Raw genomic sequence first — 20,591 nt, 5'->3', positions numbered from 1 at the left:
GTGCTTGTTCGGTGGCTATGTTTGCATTGTGAGTCATTGACACGTCGTCGTTATGTTGACAACTTTGTGTTGTTCCAGTGACGCTTTGAACGTGCGATCAAGAGTTGTTTACATCGCTCGGTGTATCGAGCGATGTAAACCCTTGTGTATTGACGTAGTAGTGTTGTATGGCATTTGCCGTAACTATGGCAGAAGTTGATTGTTATTTCGCATCGCGCCAGTTGGGGCCTTGGCCTACTTCGGCGACTATGGGGATGGAGAGTTGGATGACGCTCTCCATTTCTTTTTTGACTAAGGCGGCGACTGCTTCTGCTTCTTCCTTTGGGGCGTCGAAGAGGAGTTCGTCGTGGACTTGGAGGGTCATGCGGGTGCGGTAGTTGCCTGCGGTGAGTGCCTTATCGATGTGGAGCATGGCTACCTTGATCATGTCGGCGGCGGTGCCTTGCAGCGGGGTGTTGACGGCGGTGCGTTCGGCGAAGCCTCGCATGTTGGGGTTGCGCGACTGGATATCAGGGATGGGGCGGGTGCGGCCGAAGAGGGTGGTGACTTTGCCCGTTTCGCGCGTCTTTTCCAGCGTTTCCGTGATGAAGTTCTGCACGCCCTTGTAGCGGTCGAAGTAGGTTTCGATGTAGGTGCGTGCTTCTTTTTGATCGATGCCTAACTGCGCTGCGAGGCCGAAGGGGCTGATGCCGTAGACGATGCCGAAGTTGACTGCTTTGGCGCGGTTGCGGGTTTCCTTGCTCATGGTGGCGGGGTCGACGCCGAAGACTTCGGATGCGGTGAGCGTGTGGATGTCGATGTTGGTGCGGTAGGCGTTGAGCAGGAGCGGGTCCTGCGAGAAGTGGGCCATGAGGCGGAGTTCAATCTGCGAGTAATCGGCGGAGAGGATGACGTTGCCGGGCGCGGCGGTGAAGGCTGCGCGGATCTCTCGGCCTAACTCGGTTCTTACGGGAATGTTTTGTAAGTTGGGGTTAGTGGAACTTAGTCGGCCTGTGGCTGTGCCTACCTGATTGAAGGTGGTGTGGACACGCGAGCTGGCGTCGACTAACAAGGGAAGCTGCTCGGTGTAGTTACTGCGTAACTTGGCTAACTGGCGGTACTCGAGGACGAGGCGCGGAGCTTCGTGGTGTTCGGCGAGTTCTTCGAGAACGTCCTGCGCGGTGGAGACAACTTTTCCCTTCCCGTACTTGAGCGGCCTGGGCAGGTTCATCTCGTTGAAGAGGACTTCTCCTAATTGTTTAGGAGAGTTGATGTTGAAGGTGCGGCCTGCGAGGGTGTGGATGCGGGCGGCGAGGTCGTCCATGGCTACGGCGAGGCGCGTGTTCTGCGCGCGGAGGAGATCGGTGTCGATGCGGCAGCCGGCTTGCTCCATGTGCAGAAGGACCGGGACCAGCGGCAGGTCGATTGCTTCGTAGGTCTTGTTTAGCTCTGCCTCTTCGATTTGCGGGCGCAGTAGTTGCGCCAGCTGGAAGACGGCGCTGGCGGCTTCGGGCAGGATGTGTGCCGGTGGCTGCTGCTTCTTTTCGACCTGCGTCAGAGCGCGGTCGTTGAAGCGTGCGGCTACGTCGCTGAGCTTGTGGCTGCCGTGCGTGGGGTTGATGAGATAGCTGTAGAGCATGACGTCGTCGCGGACGTTTTGGATTTCGAGCCTGGCGCGTTCGCAGGTGCGGAGGACGGCTTTCAGGTCGTGGACGGCTTTGGGGATTTTGTTGTTCTTTAGCGCTGCGCGGATGGGTTCGGCCAGGTCGCTGTTGAGGTCGAGGAGGATGGCTTTGTTGGCGGTGGTGGCGAGGCCTACCGGGAGCGTTGTAGAAGGCAGAGAGGAAAGCAGGTCCCCTTCGCTTCGCTCGAGGGCATGCTTCAGCTCCGCTGCGCTGCGCTCAGGATGACGAACCTCGTTCGTATGAGCTTCGCTGGTTTTCTCGCTTGAATTGGCTGCGATGTTTTCGCTTGAATTTGCTGCGATGTTTTCGCTTGCTGCGAATGCTCCGAAGAAGGAGAGATTTTCTGCTACTGGTTCGGGTTCTTCTGCGGCGGCATCGGGGTTGGTTTCGGCTTCTGCGCCTGATTCTTCGGCGATGGCTTGTGCGTCTTCGGGGAAGAAGATAGCTAGGACGTTTGTGGAATCCCACATCTCAGAATCGAGATGTGGGGCACCCGCACCCTTCGGGGCATCCGCACTCTCCGGGGATGAAGCTCCTGTCTTAACGGATGGGCTGAAGCCCGTCCCCTTCAAAGCTTCGAGTGGTGCGAGGAGGTCGGTGATGTCCTGCGGGGTGGGGTTGAGGATGTACTCGACCTTTTGTGCTTCGGGGGAGGGGAGGTCCTTGAGCAGCGTGGTGAATTCGAGTTCGGTGTAGAGGCTGCGGAGTTCGGCGAGGTTGGGCTCGGTGCCGGTGCTCATGGCTTCGAGCGAGTAGTCGACCGGCAGATTGCAGTGGATGGTGACGAGCTCCTTGGAGAGCATGACGGTGTCGCGATTGTTTTGCAGGGATTCGCGGTACGTCTTCTTTTTGATTTCGTCTGCGTGGTCGAGCGCGTTTTCGACGGAGCCCCACTGTTGGATGAGTTCTACGGAGCCCTTGTCGCCGATGCCGGGTGCTCCGGGGACGTTGTCGACGGAATCGCCGCGGAGGGCCATGACGTCGATCACGCGCTGCGGGGGGACGCCGAGGACTTCTTCGACTTTCGCGGGGTCGAGGATGAGGTTGTCTTTCGTGGGGTTGAGGATGTGCACGTGCTCGGTGACGAGCTGCATCATGTCCTTGTCGGAGGAGACGATGTAGACGGGGTGGCCCTGTTCGCTGAGGCGGTGGGAGAGGGTGCCGATGACGTCGTCGGCTTCGAATCCTTCGTGCGCGAGGATGGGGATGCCGAAGGCCTCGAGAGCGCGGCGGATGTAGGGTTGCTGCTGGGTGAGGTCGGGTGGGGTTTCGGTGCGGGTGGCCTTGTAGCCGCCGTAGTCGATCTCGTCGAACTGCTGGGTTTTGATGTTGAACTTGCGGATGGTCTTCATGGCCGCTGCTGCTTCGTTGCGGTGGACGGGCGCGCCGCCCTCGTAGATGGCTGCGAGGTAATGCGGATGGAAGTCCTGGCGCAGCTTGTTGATCATGTTGATGAAGACATACGTGGCCGCGGTGGGGACGCCGGTGCGCGTGGACATGGGCCGCGACCGCTGCATGGCGTGGTAGGCGCGGAAGATGAAGGCCATGGTGTCGAGCAGGTAGACGGGCGGCTTGGTTTCGTTCGGCATCGTCTATCAGTATCGCGCTTCTGGCCAGAGAGCGTTTGGGGGCCTTGCAGATTGCAGAAATGAAAAGGGGCGCGGCTGATTGGCCGCGCCCCTCTTGTTGTTGATGGTGCGTTTACTGAGCGAGGATCTCCGCCAGCGCTGTCATGCGTGTTGCATCGCCTGGCGATGCCTTGGCGGAGTTCTTCTTGAAGGTGGCTGCGTATGTCCTCAGCACCCTGGTGTTCTTCTTGTCCATTGCTGCGTCGAGCGCGGTGGCCTTGTCCTGCGTGAGCGCATTGCTGCGCACAAGCTGGTCAACGTATGCCTTGGCGGTGATGAAGGTCCTGGGATAGATGGTCTTCGATGCCAACTGAGCGTTGTAGAGGCTCAGGTGGATCTGCTCGGCTGCGGCGATTTCGTTGGCCGTGACGAACTTCGTGGGAGTCAGCTTGTACACGTCAAGACCACGGGCGATTTCGGCACCGTAGACATAGCCGTTGTACCAGTAGGACGACCATGTGCCGCCGTCGATGAACTTCTCGCCGTCGAGCGGCCCACGGTCGAAGTAGGCAATTTCAAACGGGTGGGTTGCATCGGTGAAGTCCATGATGGAGATGCCACCCTGGTACCAGCTCTTCACTTCGATATCGCGGCCCGGGATGGGAACGAGGTTGCCGTTGTGGGCGGTGCAGTTCTCCAACTCGGTCTGCGGTGCAGGCATCTTGTAGTAGCTGCCGAGGGTAAGTTCCGCGTCCTTGCGGGTGAAGATGGAATCCGCGCCCCAGGTCATGGGATCGGTTGCGCGGCAACGCGGCTGCGAACCGCCGCCCCACTCGTCATCGAAGATGAGCTTGGAACCGTCGTTGTTCCAGAGTGCGGAGTGCCAGAACGAGAAGTTGGGATCAGAGATGGCGGCGATGCGCGTGGGGTGAGCCGGGTTCTTGATGTCGAGCAGGATGCCCACACGGGTGCATGCGCCGGCAGCGAGACCGATTTCCGGGAAGGCGGTGATGTCATGGCAACCGCTGACAGGCTGTGCCGCAGCGCCTTCGCCATGCAGGTTACCGACCGCCAGGCCGTTCATGGCGCCGGTGTTGGGATCGGAGAAGATGCGCGGGCTTTCGATGACCTTTGCCGTATCAGGATGTGCGAGCGGTACCTGGATGACGACGATAGTGTAAAGCGCGGTGTTGGGATCGTCGACGCCGCCAGCGGAGCAGCCGGGCAGTTCTTCCGACGAGCGGATGGGAGCGTAGCCAGCGACGTAGATGTAGACGTTGTCCTTGTCGTTGGGGTCCGTTACGAGGGTGTTGGTGTGCGAGCCGCGGCAGGTCTGCACGCCGGGAAGCTGTTTGGGGTTGGCGATGTCGCTGATGTCAAAGATGCGGACACCGCGGAAGCGGTCCTGGCTGGGCGGCTCAGGAGCGCGGGGCGAACGACCACCGCCGGGAGCGCCTGCGGGACGCGGCGCTGGTGTGGGAGCGACGTAGCCAGCGGGTAGAGGAATGCCCTGCGTGCCGCAGTCAACGCGGGCGCTGGTGGATTCCACAGAGATGAAGAGCAGGTTGCCGTAGATGGTCGGGTCGCCCTGAGAACCAGGGCACATCACGGAAGTCTTCAGCGTGGTTTTGGTGGGATCGGCAATGTCATAGATGTTGAAGCCGTTGTAATTGCCGACGACGACGTAGTGATCCTTGAACGCAAGGTCAGAGTTGGTGGAGCCAAGCTGGAGCGCGCGTTGGCGTGGCTTGCCGTCCGGGCCAAGGGGCGCCGGAGCTGCCGGTACCGGCGCGGGAGCCTTTTCCTGCGGTGTGGTGCCAGCGGCAAAGCCCGGAGGCTTGGGCAGGTTGAGAACCAGTTCCATACCCTGGGCGGCGACGCCCGCGTCCGTAACACCGCCCTTGAGGCCGACGCGGGGATCGTTGGGAAGCTGCGGGTTGTTGTAGACCGTGGGCTTTGCGGGCATGGCTACCTGAGCGATGGCCGCAGCCGTACCGGTGAGCAGTGCCAGCGTCAGTGCGGCGGTGTTCCAGAGGATGCGTGTCTTCACTTACTTACTCTCCTTGGCCAACATACTTTTCATCGTTTCAATTTCGGCGCGCTGGGTTACATCTACATCTGCGGTGAAATCAAACAGCTGCGGTTCGCGCCCCGCGTCCCTGGTGTCATACAGGTCCTTCACCATGTCCAGAGCGCCAGTGTGGTGCTGGATCATGCCGGTGAGGAAGAGGCGATCAAACTCGGGGCCACTGGCGTTGTGCAGAGCCTGCATCTGGCGCGGGGTAAGCATGCCGGGCATCACAGCGGTATCCATGTCCTGCTTGCCGTGGTCCATGTGAGACATGTCCATACCGGGCATATCCATGTCCATGCCAGCCATGCTGTTGGGTTCCTGCACAGGCTTGCCGTAGAAGGCAAGCCAGCGCTTCATGAAAGCGATTTCATCGCCCTGCGAGATGCTGATGCGCTTGCCGAGTTCGAGCATCTGCGGGTTAGTGGTGCGGCCGTTCATGAGGCCCACCATCTCCACCGCCTGGCTGTGATGGATGACCATGCCCTGCATAAAGCCGAAGTCGGCGGACGTGGGGTCGTGCACCGCAGTTCCTACGGGGTTGGTGATCACCTTATTGGGCTGGCCGGGGGCACCGGGCTGCACCAGAGGAACCTGTTGTGCTGCTGCCATGCCCACGCATGCGGACAGTACGAAGGCGCAGGCACACGAACATTGAAACGCCATGACGGCTACTCCCTACGCGTTGGCCTTCGGATGTGGCCGGGGCAAACGAGTGTATTGCGCTGACAACGCCACGATGAGCGCTGTCAGCCGAATGTGTCCAGTGAAAGGAATTGTATGGGGTGACGGTGGGGCGCACGCGATTGTTTCAGGAGAAATACAATCGCGCGAAAATGTCACGGCAGGAACGGTTTGAGATTCATGGAGAGGCAAAGGCTATCAGGCTAAAAACTCATGCTGCTTTCTTTGTTTTCTTCTTTGCTGGTTGTGTGGCGAGCGAGGCGATGATGGATGCGCCTATGGGAGAGCCGAGGCCGGTGCATGCGTCCCATCCGATGGCCGCTTTGTAGGCTCCGTTGTTGCCCGTGGTGATATCGCGGAAGGCCTTTTGGCCGGTTGCGCTGTAGAGCTTTGGTTGCGGTAGTCCGGCTGCGTTCTTGTTCTGAGCATTGCTGAGCGCGATGAGGCCCGCCCAGAGTGGCGCGACTGCGCTGGTGCCGCCGATGACCATGTTCTGGCCATCGACACGGATCTGGTAACCGGTGCTGGGGTCCGCGTCGCCCGCGACATCGGGAACGCCTCGGCCGGATTTGGTGGCGGCGATAGCAGACTGCCATGACGGCTGAGGGAAGGCGGTGCTGATGCCGCCGCCGGTAGCGCCCTCGTTGTTTGTGGTTTCGTTCCAGACCACTTCGTTGGCGATGGCTCCATTTGCGGCGGTGAGTTTGGTGCCTCCACAGGCGAGTACGTTGGGGCTGCTGGCAGGGAAGTCGACGTGATTGCCGCCGTCGCCTACGCCGTCGTCGGAACCGTTGTCGCCTGCGGCTACGGTCACGGTGATGCCGATGGCTGCTGCGGCTTTGCAGGCTGTATCGAGCGCGGTGAGAGCCTGCGTCGTCCAACTGCTCTCAGGGCCGCCCCAACTGATGGAGATCACGGTTGGCTTGTTCTTCGTGTCATGCACGGCAGTGGTGATGGCGTCGACGAAACCCTGATCGGTATTGGGTGCGAAGTACACTGCGATCTTCGCGCCGGGTGCAACGGCGGCGGCGACTTCGATATCGAGCATGACTTCGCCGTCCGCTCCATTGGCATCGCCGGGGGAGTTTTTGCCGCCGTCCACGGAGACGGCAGTGACGGTAGGTGTGGTCATATTGAGCGATTGGAAGTAGGTCTTGATGTCGGCGGTGCGGAAGCCGCCCCCGAGTTCAATGAGGGCGATGGTCTGGCCTTTGGCCTGAGCGTTGGCGGGGAAGCCGTAGAGTTGCGCAAGTTGAGGCGGCGTGTACGAGGTGCTTACCGCGCGTGCGTGGGCGATGCGAAATTTCGGCGTGGCCTGCGGACGGTCGTCAAGGCCAAGTACCGCCTGCACGTGCGGCAGAAGCGATTTAGGCAGGAGGATGGCGCCTTCGCGCGCGCGATAGGTGGTGTCGCCGTCGGTGTGCTGATGCAGCTTGACACCGAAGGCTTGCTGGATGTCATTCACTGTACCGGTGAGCTGGATGGTGCGACGTGCTGCGTCTGATTTAGTGGTCAGGTTGAATGCTTTGGCGAAGGCGGTGACGGCCTTTATGGCGGTTGGGTCAGCTCCGTGTGCAGACTTGAACTGTGCTCGGGTGAGGTGTTTGCCCACGACGGCCGCAGTCGGAATGGGCCGTGCGCAATGGACGATGACAGAGACTGTGATGCGCTTGCGGCTGGGGATCGCAGTGTGTGCGGTGATGGCGCCGATTGCGGGTTTTTCGCTGCCGGGGAGTGGGCCGCGCGGTTCGTTGCGGAAGTCGGATTTTGCGGTTCGGGGCATGGAAAGGCCTCCTGCTCAGGTGAGATGCAGGAGGGCTGATCGCGCTTTGCGCGATAACCCAGGTTAGCTTCGCGAACCTGGGGCACCCGGTTTTGTGGCTGCTGGTTTTTTGGGGGTTCCTGGTGCGTTGTAGAGGGTGTGGAGGAATGCGGGTCCTTCAGCTTCGCTTCGTTCAGGATGACGGTCTTCGACCTATGAGCTTCGCTTTTGCGAAGCTGGTTTGGTTCGTGGCTGGAAGGGGTTGAAGGCATTTATCACGGTTGGAATCGTCGGGATTCTTCGCTGCGCTCAGAATGACGGCCCTTGAACTTTTCTGATTCTGAATTGCTTAGCTTAGGAACATGCAGTCGCCGTAGGAGAAGAAGCGGTAGTGCTGCTCGATGGCGTGGGTATAGGCGCGGAGGATTTTTTCGCGACCTGTCGTGGTTTGATTTTCTGTTTCGGCTAAGGCGCTGACCAGCATCAGAAGCGTGGATTTGGGCAGGTGGAAGTTGGTCAGCAGCGCGTTGACTAACTGGAAGCGGTGGCCCGGTTGCAGGAAGATGCTGGTCGTGCCGCTGTGGGGTTCGATGCGATTGATCGCGGCGATGTGTTCGAGCGTGCGTGTGGTGGTGGTGCCCACGGCGATGATGCGTTGGCCTTCGGATTTTGCTTTGTGAATGGCTTCCGCGGTGGTTGCGGGGAGGGTGTAGGGCTCTTCGTGGAGGCGGATGTCGGCGAGGTCTTCCACGCGGACGGGCTGGAAGGTGCCGAGGCCTACGTGCAGGGTGAGGTATTCGATCTGCACGCCTCTTGCTTTGATTTGTTCGAGGACTTGTGGTGTGAAGTGCAGGCCTGCCGTTGGGGCTGCGGCGGAGCCGTGGGTGTTGGCTCCAGCGTAGACGGTCTGGTAGCGGGTGCGGTCTTCCTCTTCGTCTTCTTCGCTGCGGTGGATGTAGGGCGGCAGCGGCATGTGGCCTAACTGCTCTAATGCGCCGAAGAAATCCTGTGTTGGGGAGAACTGGAGGGTGCGTTCGCCGAAGTCGCCGGATTCGATGACTTTGGCTTCGAGGAGGGTTCGCGCTTGCGCGCGAATACCCAGGTTAGCTTCGCGAACCTGGGGCACCCGGTTCACTGGCGCTTCCACCCGGTTCTCCGGTGCTTCGAAGATCAGATGTTCGCCTGTGGGGACTTTGCGGCCGGGTTTGACGAGGGCTCGCCAGCGGTCGTTGCCGAGAGGTTGGGTGAGGAGGACTTCGACCTGGCCGGTGGGCGCGGGGCTGTTGTGCTGTGTGCGGAGGCCGGCGCGGCGGGCGAAGAGGCGCGCGGGGATGACGCGGCTGTTGTTGAGGATGAGCAGGTCGCCGGGGCGGAGTTGCGCGGGGAAGTCGCGGAAGTGGGCGTCGGTGGAGTTGCCGGTGTGTCGGTCGACGAGGAGCATGCGGCTGTCGCCGCGTTCGGCTGGCGGATGCTGCGCGATGAGATCAGAGGGAAGAAAAAAGTCGAAATCGGAGACGCGCACGGCTTTGATTGTACGTATTTAGAAGGTGAGCATGATGATGGTGCGGGGAGCTATGGATGCGTAAGTTGGGGATGCTTAAGTTGGCAGCGGCTGTATTGTTTTGTTTGCTTGCGGAGGGATTTGCAATTGGCCAGACACAGGCTTCTCCTTCATTCGACGTGACGGTGATCAAGCCTGCGAAGCCGGACGAGAATGGCAAGGGCTGGGATTCCGATGAGAACCTGACTTCGATCTCCAATTACACGCTGGACGACCTGATCCTGCACGCCTATAACCTGAAGTCCCTGACACAGTTGCTGGATGCTCCGGAGTGGGCGAACAAGGAGCATTATGACGTGACGGCGAAGATCTCGCCGGAGGAGTACCGGCGGCTGGACGCACTTCCGCGAGACGAGAACCGTGCCGAATGGTCCTCGCTTCTGCGGTCGATGCTTGCAGAGCGATTCGGACTGATCGTGGAAGAGTCGACTCGGCGTATGCCGCGGTTTGCGCTGGAATGTGTGTCTGCCGCCACGCTGGGACCTGCGTTGAAGGTGACGCCGGCAGGGCCGAAGGGCGATCCGGTGGGTGGCAGCAACAGTTCGCGCAACGGCGGCCACACGAAGGTGGACTTTTCGGTTTCGGGCCTGACGATGGATGACATTGCCGACCGGATCTCCGGCAGCAACGAGACCGGACGGCGCGTCGTCGTCAACAGGACTGGCCTGCCCGGCTATTACAACTTCAAGATGGAGTATGCGCCGGACAATGGCATGGGCGTGTCTGCCGATGCAACGCTGCCGGGATTGATCGACGCTCTGCGGCAGGAGTTGGGGTTGAAGCTGGTTAAGGACGAGGGCGAAGTGCCAGTGGTGATTGTGAAAGCAGCAAAGAAGCCGGAACTGGATTGAAGATGCACTTTCCTGCTGCCGGCTGAAAGCGGATGCAACCTGTTTCAGAGGGGGAGCGCGGGGACGGGGGCGGCTGCTTTTGCGGCTGCCTCTGCCAGCGGTCGATGGTGCAGGGTGAAGAGCGCCAGTTCCAGGCGGTCGCTTGCTCCCGTTTTGTCGTAGATGGAACGGAGATAGTTCTTTACGACCTGCTCCTTGGTTCCGATCTCATCGGCAATCTGGCGATTCTTCCAGCCCTGCACAATGTAGCCGACGATCTGCAGCTCGCGCGTGGTGAGAGCGTCGCGGATGCGCCGTCCGGCGCTGTCGTCCAGCTCGGCGGTGGGCGCTTTGACGGCACGCTCGCCGTTGAAGACGCGGCGTACGGAATGCAGCAGGTCATCTGTGGAGACGTGGCGTGAGAGCAGGCCGTCCATTTTCCGGACGATGGCTGCTTCGGGTTCGTTGCCGTTGTCATGCAGCAGGATGATGCGGACGCCGTTGGCGGAAGCGGCTGCGAACGTCCTGTCAAAGTCGGCTTCGAGCGAAGCCGCAAGCAGCAGGATGGCGTTGCGCGCGGGAGCGATGAGGGGCAGGAGTTCGTCCGGGGCGCCACATTGGCCCAGGACGGTCATGTCGTTCTGAGAGGAGAGGACACGTGCCATTCCCGAGCGGAAGATGGCTTGATTATCGGCGAGCAGAAGGCGAATCATGGCGTAGGCGCGGTGTTTCGAACAGCAGAACAGCGTGGGGGAATTTTTCGTGTCCAGAGAGCTAAAAACTGTGTTGCCATGAGTATGCAACACGTTGTGCCATTCAGCGCGAAATAATTGCATCAGGGCACAGTATTCGGGAATCTAAAGCACGGCAGGCGGGGGAGAGTCCGCAGGCCGTGGAACAGGAAGGCACATGGCACGACCGATTTTGTTTGCGGTGGATGACGACGTCAGCGTTCTGGAAGCCGTCGTCGGCGATCTGCGCCGCAAGTATGCGCAGGAATATCGCATTGTGCGCGCCGCTTCCGGGCAGGCTGCGCTGGATACATGCGATCAGTTGAAGAATCGCGGTGACGCGGTGGCGCTGTTCCTGAGCGATCAGCGTATGCCGGGGATGACCGGCGTGGACTTTCTGAGCCAGGCGATGGGTCTTTATCCCGACGCGAAGCGTGTTCTGCTGACCGCGTATGCCGATACGGAGGCTGCGATTCGCGCGATCAATACCGCTCGGATCCACTACTACCTGAACAAGCCGTGGGACCCGCCGGAGGACAAGCTGTACCCGGTGCTGGATGACCTGCTGTTCAGTTGGCACCAGGGGTACAAGCCGCCTTACGAAGGATTGCAGGTGGTGGGGACGCGCTGGGGATCAAAGGACCATGCGGTGCGCGATTTTCTTTCACGCAATCATGTTTCTTTTCGCTGGCTGAATCCGGATTCGCAGCCGGAGGCGCTGGAGTTGCTGAAGTCGCGCGGTCTGGATGATGCGAAGCTGCCGGTGGTGGTGTTCTCCGACGGCACTTCGACCGTGCAGCCGACGCAGATGGAGCTGGCGGAGAAGATTGGCCTGCGCGTGCAGGCGGAGAAAGAGCACTACGACCTGGTGGTGGTGGGCGCTGGGCCTGCAGGGTTGGCTGGCGCGGTGTATGGCGCTTCAGAAGGTTTGCGCACGCTGGTGGTGGAGCCGGATGCGGTAGGCGGGCAGGCTGGATCGAGTTCGCGGATTGAGAATTACCTGGGCTTCCCGGATGGCGTGAGCGGCGATGAGCTGGCGCGTCGTGGATTTGTGCAGGCGCAGCGGCTGGGTGCGGAGTTTCTGACGCAACGTGTGACCAGCATTCGCGTGGACGACCAGTACCGCTTTGTGACGATGGGTGACGGGCGTGATGTGAGTTGCTCGGCCGTGTTGCTGGCGACCGGTGTGAGCTGGTGCAAGCTGGATGTGCCGGGTGCCGATGAGCTGGTGGGCGCGGGGGTGTACTACGGCGCCGCGCAGAGTGAAGCACAGTCGTGCAAGGACGAAGAGGTCTTTGTGGTGGGCGGTGCGAACTCGGCCGGGCAGGCAGCGATGAACTTTGCCCGTTACGCGCGGAAGGTGACGATGCTGGTGCGGGGCAAGGGATTGGCGCAGAGCATGTCGCAGTACCTGATAGACCAGATTGCGGGGACTCCGAACATTACGGTCGAGACGGGAACTGAGATCACCCGCTTCTGCGGGACGGACCATCTGCAGGGCATTGAACTGCGCACGCCCAATGGTACGGAGGATCGTGCGGCGACTTCCGTGTTTATCTTCATTGGTGCTGCGCCGAAGACGGAGTGGCTGCCGACGGAAGTGGCGCGTGACGATCATGGCTTTGTATTGGCTGGACCCGATTTGAAGCGTGTGGGGGTAGATCGCATGGGAGATCGCAATCCTTATCTGCTGGAGACGAGTGTCCCCGGCATATTTGTGGCGGGTGATGTGCGGCATGGTTCGGTAAAACGTGCGGCCTCCGCGGTTGGCGAAGGCTCCATTGCAATTCAGTTTGTGCATCAGTATCTGGCGGGGTTCTAAGGGTTATGGCAACGACAACGGATTGCCTTGCAAACAATGTCGAGTGGCAGCGCAAAGCTTTGGATGAGCTGCAGCGCGTGAAGCCATTTGGCGACGACATACCGGAAGAAGAGCTGGCCTGCCTGGTGGCGGTGGCGCAGGAGATGTTTGTCTCTGCGGGCACCAAAATCGTTGACCAGGAAGATGATCTTCACTACTTCACGATCTTTACGGAAGGCAAGGCCCACGTCTCCCGCAAGGATGTACAGGGCAATTACTTCTTCAGCAAGATCATGGAAGCGCCTGCCTTCATGGGCGAGGTTCCGCTGCTGAGCGGTATGCATTCCAACGTTACCGTCATTGCGCAGACAGATATCCGTGGACTGCGTCTGGATGAGGAATCGTTCTGGTCCGGTATGTCGCATTGCCCCCGTCTGCGCGCGGTCATTCTTGGCGAAATGCGTATGCGGCTGATGGGCATGCAGACACAGCAGACGCAGCAGGCAAAGCTGGCCATGCTGGGCACCATGACTGCGGGCCTGATGCATGAGTTGAATAATCCGGGTGCTGCCGCGCGCCGTGCCGCAGCGCAACTGCGGGATAACCTTCGCCACATGCATGAGATTGCACGCGCATTCTCAGAACATGGACACACTGATGAGCAACGCGCCTGCCTGACCACGTTGCAGGAGCGTGCGCTTTCCGTGAAGACGGATCGCTGCCTGAGTTCGCTGGAACAGACGGATGCGGAAGAAGAGATGGGCGAATGGCTGGAGTCGCACAACATTGCAAAGGCATGGGATATTGCGCCGGTGATGGTGGCCAGCGACATTGGCACACGGGAACTGGATTGCCTGGCGGATGTGTTCCAGAGCAGCGATCTTGCCGCTCCGCTGGAGTGGCTGGAAGCCACTGCGTCGTCCATGCAGATGGTCACGCTGGTGGAGGAATCGGTAGCGCGCGTCACGGAGCTGGCGCAGTCCGTGAAGAGCTACGCGCATGAAGGCCAGACAGGCGAACAGGATGTGGATGTGAACGAAAGCATCCATGCCACCGCTGTGATGATGAAGCACAAGCTGCGCGAGAAGAACATCAGCATGCACAAGGAGTTCGGCGCGAAGATGCCGAAGGTGCACTGTGTTTGCAGTGGCCTGAACCAGGTGTGGACCAACCTTCTGGATAACGCGATTGATGCTGTGCCAGAAGTGGGTGGATTGATTACGATCCGCACGCAGCGTGTGGACGACGAGATCCAGGTGACGATTGGCGATAACGGCTCCGGAATTTCCGCGGAAGACCGTGATCGTATCTTCGATCCATTCTTCACCACGAAGGCAGCGGGTGTTGGTACGGGACTTGGCCTGGGGATTGTGCGTCGCGTGCTGGAAGGCTATGGCGGCCGTCTGACACTGGAATCGGTGCCCGGGAAAACAGAGTTCACCGTACATCTGCCTGCGGAGCAGCAGAAGTAAACCTCAGGCAATCCGGCTTGTCCGCAGCGCATCCCAAGGTTCAGGGAGGCGGGTATGGCACTCAGGGCCGTTCTGCTGGACATGGATGGGACGCTGCTGGACAGCAATAGCTTCCATGCTGAGTCGTGGGTGCGCACGCTGAACCACTTCGGCTTTGCTGCATCGTTTGAAGCGGTGGTGAAGCAGATTGGCAAAGGCGGCGAATACCTGCCGCCAGTGTTTGTTCCCGAAGATAAGTTGAAGACGATGGAGAAAGAGATCAACGCGTATCGCAAGCGTCTCTTTCATCGCGAATATATCGATCGCATTGTGCCGTTTGCCGATGCCCGACGACTGCTGGAGCAGATGCATGCGCAGGGATTACGTATCGTCGTAGCCACGTCCGGCGAGAAGGACGATCTGGAAGCCTTCAAGACTCTCTTGAAAATTCATGACCTGGTGGAAGAGGACGTGACTGCAGACGATGCGGAGCATCCGAAGCCTGAGCCCGATATTTTTCAGGCTGCGCTGAAGACGCTGCAGATGGATGGCTCCGAAGCCTTGGCGCTGGGCGATACACCATGGGATGTGGAAGCTGCGAAGAAGGCCGGTGTCCGCACCGTTGCAGTCCAGTCCGGCGGATGGCGCAAAGAGGAACTGGAAGAGGCCGGGGCGATTGCGGTGTATGTCGATGTTGCCGATCTGGTGCGGAACTTTGATGCTTCGCCGTTCGCGCGTTGACGCTGCATGTTGTCAACATCCGCTTTGTGTTGGGAAGATAGGGATGAACGCTTTTCCTGCTGATGAATCCTGTTGTTCTTTTTCGTAAGGTTGCCGCCGTGCCGTTTCACAGCCAGTTATTGCTGGTTGAGGCCATGTTCTGGCTTACGGTGGCACGGATTGCGCTGAAGGCAGTTCCATTTCCCAGGATTGGGCGGTATCTGGGGACGCTGGAGTCGCCCTCGTCAGAGATGCCGTTTGCTTCTGAAGACATTCAGCAACGGGCTCGCACGATTGGATGGGCCGTGAATACCGCGGGGGCGCATCTGCCGGTGGAGATGGTTTGCCTGCCGCGGGCGCTGGCGGGGTGGCAGATGCTGTATCGCAGGGGGATTGCTTCGCGGCTGCACTTTGGCGCAATGCGAGAGCGTCATCCGAAGACCGGTGAGTTGCAGACGCATGCATGGCTGACCGCGCCGGGCGCGCGCGTGACGGGATATCCGGTGGCTCATGAATGTGTGGAGCTGGGATATTTTGCGCGATCAACGCAGCCGCATGACGAACGCTGACCCGGTAAGCGATACTGACTCCGTGCCGGAATCACAGAATTTAATTGAATACCATTACGTTATTTCCGGATTGCAAGTCCGGTCGACGATTGAACTGCCTTCTGCCATTCGCTCGGAAGCGCCTCCGCAAACCCCGGAGGTGGTGATTGTGGAGGGTGATGTTCCCGACAAGCTGGAACAACCAGAGCGCTCCGACAAGTTGTGGGCAATTGAGGGGCAGCGTTTCCTGTTTCGCATTCCGCAGGTGATGCATGTGCTGGTGGAAGATGGGCAGCGGATTACGCTGCAGCGTTTTCCGGAGGCGCAGCAGGGCGATGTGGTGCTGTTCCTGCTGGGAACGTCGTTCGCTGTCCTGCTGCAACAGCGTGGGCGCGTGGTGTTGCATGCCAGCGCGGTGGCCGTGGGTGATGTGGCGATGCTGTTCTGCGGGCCTTCCGGGGCAGGGAAGTCAACATTGGCGGCGATGCTGAGTCGCAGGGGATTTCCGCTGCTCAACGACGATGTGTGCAACCTGAGCCGGACAGGCGATGGACAGTACGAGGTGTATCCCGATGGCCGCATGCTGAAGCTGTGGGCTGAGTCGATGGAGCATCTGCAGGTGGAGGCGACGGAAGAACATCGCATCCGCGAGAGCATGGAGAAGTTTTACCTGACGCCGGAGACGGTGGACCTGACGCCGCGGCGCGTAGGCGGTGTGTACATGATCTATCCGCTGGATGACGGCGGGGCACCGCAGTTGGAGCCGCTCTCCGCAGTGGAAGGTATGGTGGAGCTGATGCGGAATGCGTATCGACCCATGCTGGTGCATGCCATGGAGATGCAGCCTTCGTACTTTGAAGCGTGCGTGAGTCTGATCCGGAATGGCGGACTGTATCGATTGAAACGCGCGAAGGATTTCAGCCGTGCGGATGAGGTGCTGACATTGCTGGAAGAGAATTGGAATCTGAAGGCGATTGAGATTTGACTTCGGAGTGAGAAAGCTTCAGGAATACGGGACTGCGAATAGCTCAAAGTCCGAGCAATATCTCTCCTCGCGTAACCTGCTTCTGGTCCGCAGCGATGGTCAGAATCGCGGAAAGCGTACCCACTTTCAATGGTTTGTGCGCCGGGATAGGGATCGCACCGTGCATTGGGCTGTCTGTGGCCACTAGAATATGGCTGCCACTTTGCCGGGATTCACGATAACCCCAATGTCTTATCAGGTGATCTGCCAGGTGGCGACCATTGATATTTCTTGGAAGTTTCACGCAGTTGCCAGCACTTGTTCCAGATGGAGGTGCAGGCGAATGCGCTGGGGTGCCACGGAGTCCTCAAAATAGAGTTTCGTCGCGTCCATCACCATATCGCGGAGCTCGTCCCAGGTATCGCCCTGCGTCACGATGCTCTCACCAACGGCGACTGCAACGAAACCGCCGTCGAATTCATCCGGAGTGACATTGAAGACTAGCTCTTCCATGAGAAAAGAGTATGCCGCCACACCCCACGGAAGCAAGTATGTGGCGGCAATAAGGCCTAGCGGGTGAAGAAGTCCTTCACCTCTTGCAGCATCACGTCGCGGCCAATGTCGCTGATGGCTTCGGTGAGCGGTAGCTGCTTGGGGCAGGCCTGCACGCAGTTCTGTGCGTAGCCACATTCCTGTACGCCGCCGTCGCCTGCGAGCGCGCGGAGACGTTCTTCCTTCAGAACTGAACCTGATGGATCGAGGTTGAAGAGACGCGCCTGCGCGATGGTGGCTGCGCCGACGAAGTTTGTGGAGTCATTGAACTGCGGGCAGACCTCCATGCAGATGGTGCAGGAGATGCAGTTGGAGAGCGGGTAACGCTCTTCCTGGATCTGCGGGAACTGCTTGGGGCCAGCGCCGAGGTCGTAGGTGCCGTCGATGGGCACCCATGCCTTGACGGCCTTCAGGTTCTCAAAGAGAACGCTGCGGTCAACGGCGAGATCGCGCACGACGGGGAACTTGCTCAACGGTGCGAGAGTGATTTCGCCCTTGCCGTTTTCATGCAGCAGTGCATCGACCAGTGCGGAGCAGGCCATGCGCGCCTTGCCGTTGATGAGCATGGCGCACGAGCCGCAGATCTCTTCCAGGCAGTTGCTGTCGTAGGCGATGGCGGTGGTCGTTGCGCCGGTGGCGTTGATGGGGTTCGCCGCGATATCGACCAAGATGCTGGTGATGTTCAGGCCCGAGCGATAGGGAAGCGTGAACTCTTCCGTGTGGGCCGGAGCGTTTGGCGACGCCTGCCGCTTGATGGACACCTTGAAGGTCGAGCCCGTGTAGGGCTTTGGCTTTTCGACATGTGCTGACTTCTTTGCCATGTTTCCTCTCGCTTCGAGTGGATCGCCGTTGCGTTCCCTCAGGGGCTAAAGCCCCGTCAATTCTTGCGATTCTTACGGCACGGCTAAAGCCGTGCCCTTCCGAAAGCTCGCTCAAAGTGAATTTGTCTTTGAGCATAAGACGGTTCTAGGAACTTGTGTAGACGCGTGGTCTTGGTTTGATCCACTGCGTGTCGACTTCTTCGTAGGTGATGACCGGTGTGTCTGCCTTTGCGTCGTAGGCGGCCATGGTGGTCTTCAGGAACTGTTCGTCGTTGCGATCCGGGAAGTCCGGCTTGTAGTGTGCGCCGCGGCTTTCGTCGCGCTTCTCTGCGCCCTGCACGATGACTCGTGCAAGCTGCAACATGTTGAACAACTGGCGCGCGAAGGCGAAGCTGGTGTTGGCCCACTGGCTCTTGTCCGTCAGGTTGATGTTGCGATAACGGTCGAGCAATTCCACGATCTTGGCGTCGGCTTCTTTCAAGCCTGCGTTGTAACGGACGATGGTAGCGTGCCGCGTCATAGTGTCGCCGAGTTCGCGCCATAACTTGAACGGGTTTTCCGTGCCCTGGTTGCTCAGAAGGATGTTGTTGTACTCCATCTGGCGAACCTTCTCGGCAGCGTGGCCGCCGTCGCCGGTTTGCGCGGGCAGGTTCTTCGCGTAGGTCATGGCCTGTGGGCCTGCGACGAAGCCACCGTAGATGCAGGAGAGCAGCGAGTTTGCACCGAGACGATTCGCACCGTGGATGGAGTAGTCCGCTTCACCCGCGGCATAGACGCCGGGAATGTTGGTCTGCTGGTTGAAGTCCACCCAGAGGCCGCCCATGGTGTAGTGGACGCCGGGGAAGATCTTCATGGGAACTTCGTGCGGGTCTTCGCCGACGAACTTCTCGTAGATTTCGAGGATGCCTTCGATCTTCTTCTCGAGGACTTCGCGCGGGATGTGCGAGACGTCGAGGTAGACCATTGGCTGGCCGTCAATGCCCAGGTCCTGCTCGTAGACAATCTTGTGAATCTCACGCGTTGCAATGTCGCGCGGCACAAGGTTGCCGTACTTGGGATACTTCTCTTCGAGGAAGTAGAAGCGGTCGGCCTCGGGGATGGTCTTCGCCGGGCGCGGATCGCCCTTCTTGCGCGGCACCCAGACGCGGCCGCCTTCGCCGCGAGCGGACTCGGACATGAGGCGCAGCTTGTCTTCACCGGGGATGGCGGTGGGGTGCACCTGGATGAATTCGCCGTTGGAGTAGTAGGCGCCCTGCTGATACAGCGCGGACTGCGCGGAGCCGGTGCAGACGACGGAGTTGGTGGACTTGCCGAAGATGGCGCCGTTGCCGCCGGTGGCAATGATGATGGCGTCGGCAGGGAAGGTGCGGACTTCCATCGAACGCAGATCCATGGCACAGATTCCACGGCATACGCCAGTGCTGTCGATGACGGCGGAGAGGAACTCCCAGCCTTCGTACTTGGTGACCTTGCCTTCGGACTCGTAACGCCGCACCTGTTCGTCCAGCGCGTAGAGAAGCTGCTGGCCGGTGGTGGCTCCGGCGAAGGCGGTGCGGTGATACAGCGTGCCACCGAAGCGACGGAAGTCCAGCAGGCCTTCGGGCGTGCGGTTGAACGGCACGCCCATGCGGTCGAGCAGGTCGATGATGGCCGGGCCCTGCGCCGTCATGTTCTTGACGGGTGTCTGGTTGGCGAGGAAGTCGCCACCGTAGACGGTGTCGTCAAAGTGCTTGTCGACGTTGTCGCCTTCGCCCTTGAGGTTCTTGGCAGCGTTGATGCCGCCCTGCGCGCAGACGGAGTGCGAGCGCTTGACCGGAACGATGGAGAAGAGGTCGACCTTGCCGCCGGCTTCGGCGATCTTCATGACCGCGGAGAGTCCGGCGAGACCGCCGCCTACGACGATGATGCGTGGTGTTGTTGCCATTGCGAACTTTCCCTCAGGGGCTAAAGCCCCATGGTCTCGCGTGATGTGACGGCAGGGCTGAAGTCCTGCCCTTCCGAAAACATTGCTTTACTGTTGTGGCGCGTACTGCTGCGGTGCCGCGTTCTGCGGGATTGGCTGGCCGTTGCTGTCGTACTGCTGCACGGTCGGCAACTGATAGGTGGGGACTGCTGGTACCACTCCGTCTTCCGCAGGTGCAGGGATCGCTTCGACTGCCGGAACCATGGGCGCGGCGACGATGGCAGCGATGCTCCACAGACCCAGGCCGCATAGGACGATGCCGAAGGCGGTGGTGGCATAGCCAAGCTTGCGGCGTGCGTCGTCGCCGGGGGTGATGCCCCACTTGGCGCAGAAGAGCCAGATGCCGTATGCGAAGTGGGAGCAGGTGGCGATCATGCCGATGACGTAGACCGCGACCATCCACGGATTAGAAAGTTCGTACTGCACCTTCCAGTAGGCGAGGCCCGGATGCTCCGGCAGACTGACGCCTGCGAAGCGCTGGAAGTACACGTGCTGCGCGATGTACAGCAGGGCAATGATGCCCGTGACGCGCTGCATCAGGTACATCCAGTTGCCAGCCCACGGATAGACATTCACGTTGGAGCGGCCGCGGATAGCGATGAAGACGCCGTATCCCGCATGGAAGAGCAATGGGATAAAGATGAAGGCCCACTCCAGCACGCGGACCAGCGGCAGGCTGTTCAGGAAGAGCACCTGCTTGGCATAGGCCACGGGGCCATGCACGATCTCAAGGTTCGAGATGATGTGCTCGATCAGGAATGCGCCGATGGGAATGATGCCGGTGAGCGAATGCAACCGGCGCAGCAGGAACGTGTGTCCCTGACCGGCGCGCAGCGGCTGCACGCCCTTGCGGTGTGCGTTATCGGGTGGTGCTCCTGCGATTGCGCCCATGTACTTGCG

The 20,591-nt window shown here is 60.0% G+C and carries 17 protein-coding genes; 6 read left to right on the top strand and 11 right to left on the bottom strand.

Features of this window, described 5'->3' with window-relative positions; translation table 11 throughout:
- Positions 1-202: 202 nt before the first annotated feature.
- The 5 genes from polA to queA form a co-directional block, all read right to left on the bottom strand.
- The gene (gene polA, locus AB6729_RS06505) at positions 203-3,253 is read right to left on the bottom strand and encodes a DNA polymerase I (protein ID WP_371080763.1); all 3,051 of its coding nucleotides are present in this window, start codon (positions 3,251-3,253) and stop codon (positions 203-205) included.
- Between the two features lie 112 nt (positions 3,254-3,365).
- Positions 3,366-5,282 (bottom strand): LVIVD repeat-containing protein, encoded by a 1,917-nt coding sequence (locus AB6729_RS06500; RefSeq protein WP_371080762.1) that lies wholly within the window; start codon positions 5,280-5,282, stop codon positions 3,366-3,368.
- Positions 5,283-5,915, bottom strand: a complete 633-nt coding sequence (locus AB6729_RS06495) for a DUF305 domain-containing protein (RefSeq protein ID WP_371080761.1) — start codon at positions 5,913-5,915, stop codon at positions 5,283-5,285. It abuts the gene before it with no gap.
- A 283-nt stretch (positions 5,916-6,198) separates the two neighbouring features.
- The gene (locus AB6729_RS06490) at positions 6,199-7,770 is read right to left on the bottom strand and encodes a protease pro-enzyme activation domain-containing protein (RefSeq protein ID WP_371080760.1); all 1,572 of its coding nucleotides are present in this window, start codon (positions 7,768-7,770) and stop codon (positions 6,199-6,201) included.
- Between the two features lie 328 nt (positions 7,771-8,098).
- Positions 8,099-9,271, bottom strand: coding sequence for a tRNA preQ1(34) S-adenosylmethionine ribosyltransferase-isomerase QueA (gene queA / locus AB6729_RS06485; RefSeq protein WP_371080759.1), 1,173 nt, complete (start codon positions 9,269-9,271; stop codon positions 8,099-8,101).
- A gap of 71 nt (positions 9,272-9,342) precedes the next feature.
- On the opposite strand from queA, the gene AB6729_RS06480 reads away from it, so the two are divergent.
- On the top strand, positions 9,343-10,161 hold the full coding sequence (locus AB6729_RS06480) for a TIGR03435 family protein (protein ID WP_371080758.1): 819 nt from the start codon (positions 9,343-9,345) through the stop codon (positions 10,159-10,161).
- A 44-nt stretch (positions 10,162-10,205) separates the two neighbouring features.
- Here AB6729_RS06480 and AB6729_RS06475 read toward each other — a convergent pair whose 3' ends face one another.
- Positions 10,206-10,853, bottom strand: a complete 648-nt coding sequence (locus AB6729_RS06475) for a response regulator transcription factor (RefSeq protein ID WP_371080757.1) — start codon at positions 10,851-10,853, stop codon at positions 10,206-10,208.
- A gap of 196 nt (positions 10,854-11,049) precedes the next feature.
- Between AB6729_RS06475 and AB6729_RS06470 the strand changes: the two genes are divergently transcribed.
- The 5 genes from AB6729_RS06470 to AB6729_RS06450 all read left to right on the top strand — a co-directional run bounded on the left by AB6729_RS06470 (position 11,050) and on the right by AB6729_RS06450 (position 16,376).
- Entirely contained in the window at positions 11,050-12,693 is a 1,644-nt protein-coding gene (locus AB6729_RS06470; protein ID WP_371080756.1) for an FAD-dependent oxidoreductase, read from the top strand.
- A gap of 5 nt (positions 12,694-12,698) precedes the next feature.
- Positions 12,699-14,144 carry an ATP-binding protein gene (locus tag AB6729_RS06465; protein WP_371080755.1) on the top strand — a complete coding sequence of 482 codons (1,446 nt, stop codon included), beginning with the start codon at positions 12,699-12,701 and terminating at the stop codon, positions 14,142-14,144.
- 54 nt (positions 14,145-14,198) lie between these two features.
- Positions 14,199-14,864: an HAD family hydrolase gene (locus tag AB6729_RS06460; RefSeq protein WP_371080754.1), complete on the top strand. Its 666-nt coding sequence runs from the start codon at positions 14,199-14,201 to the stop codon at positions 14,862-14,864.
- 62 nt (positions 14,865-14,926) lie between these two features.
- Positions 14,927-15,412, top strand: a complete 486-nt coding sequence (locus tag AB6729_RS06455) for a lasso peptide biosynthesis B2 protein (RefSeq protein WP_371080753.1) — start codon at positions 14,927-14,929, stop codon at positions 15,410-15,412.
- Positions 15,378-16,376 (top strand): HPr kinase/phosphorylase, encoded by a 999-nt coding sequence (locus tag AB6729_RS06450; RefSeq protein WP_371080752.1) that lies wholly within the window; start codon positions 15,378-15,380, stop codon positions 16,374-16,376. Before AB6729_RS06455 ends, AB6729_RS06450 begins: the two co-directional genes overlap by 35 nt.
- 43 nt (positions 16,377-16,419) lie before the next feature.
- Here AB6729_RS06450 and AB6729_RS06445 read toward each other — a convergent pair whose 3' ends face one another.
- The 5 genes from AB6729_RS06445 to AB6729_RS06425 form a co-directional block, all read right to left on the bottom strand.
- On the bottom strand, positions 16,420-16,659 hold the full coding sequence (locus AB6729_RS06445) for a type II toxin-antitoxin system HicA family toxin (protein WP_371080751.1): 240 nt from the start codon (positions 16,657-16,659) through the stop codon (positions 16,420-16,422).
- Positions 16,656-16,868 carry a type II toxin-antitoxin system HicB family antitoxin gene (locus AB6729_RS06440; protein WP_371080750.1) on the bottom strand — a complete coding sequence of 71 codons (213 nt, stop codon included), beginning with the start codon at positions 16,866-16,868 and terminating at the stop codon, positions 16,656-16,658. The genes AB6729_RS06445 and AB6729_RS06440 overlap by 4 nt, the downstream gene beginning before the upstream one ends.
- Before the next feature lie 56 nt (positions 16,869-16,924).
- Complete coding sequence (gene sdhB, locus AB6729_RS06435; RefSeq protein ID WP_371080749.1) at positions 16,925-17,728, bottom strand: succinate dehydrogenase iron-sulfur subunit; 804 nt, start codon at positions 17,726-17,728, stop codon at positions 16,925-16,927.
- Positions 17,729-17,873: 145 nt separating this feature from the next.
- Positions 17,874-19,652: a succinate dehydrogenase flavoprotein subunit gene (gene sdhA, locus AB6729_RS06430; protein ID WP_371080748.1), complete on the bottom strand. Its 1,779-nt coding sequence runs from the start codon at positions 19,650-19,652 to the stop codon at positions 17,874-17,876.
- An 87-nt stretch (positions 19,653-19,739) separates the two neighbouring features.
- Positions 19,740-20,582, bottom strand: a complete 843-nt coding sequence (locus AB6729_RS06425; RefSeq protein ID WP_371080747.1) for a succinate dehydrogenase — start codon at positions 20,580-20,582, stop codon at positions 19,740-19,742.
- Positions 20,583-20,591: the final 9 nt, after the last annotated feature.

Origin of the sequence: Terriglobus sp. RCC_193 (assembly GCF_041355105.1) — a bacterium.
In the GTDB taxonomy this organism is placed as follows: Bacteria; Acidobacteriota; Terriglobia; order Terriglobales; family Acidobacteriaceae; genus Terriglobus.
Note: the sequence above shows the minus strand (reverse complement) of the source record. Positions and strands in the feature narration are given on the sequence as shown.